General features: G+C 67.0%; 1 protein-coding gene. It reads right to left on the bottom strand.

The annotated features are described in order from the left end of the window. The coding region (locus tag LZP69_RS16245) for a cation transporter (protein WP_234201731.1) at window positions 1-285 on the bottom strand (285 nt) is incomplete at both ends.

Genomic DNA, 285 nt, shown 5'->3' with positions numbered 1-285 from the left:
GTGGTGGTGGTCATGACCGTGTGCCTGTCCATGTCCGTGGCCATGTCCGGGGCCATGGTCGTGACCGCCGGCCAGCAGCCACGCCGACAGCACGTTGACGCCCAGGCCCAGGATCGCCACCGGGATCGCCTCGTCAAAGCGGATGTTCGCGGGATGCAGCAGCCGGGTCACCGACTCGATACCCATGTACGCCGCCACGCCCAGCAGGAACACCGCACTCGTGTAACCGCCGAGCACCTCGATCTTCCACGTGCCGAAAGCGAAGCGCGGATCGTGCGCATGGCG

It is taken from the genome of Shewanella sp. AS1, assembly GCF_021412565.1.
Taxonomy (GTDB): domain Bacteria; phylum Pseudomonadota; class Gammaproteobacteria; order Enterobacterales; family Shewanellaceae; genus Shewanella.
Note: the sequence above shows the minus strand (reverse complement) of the source record. Positions and strands in the feature narration are given on the sequence as shown.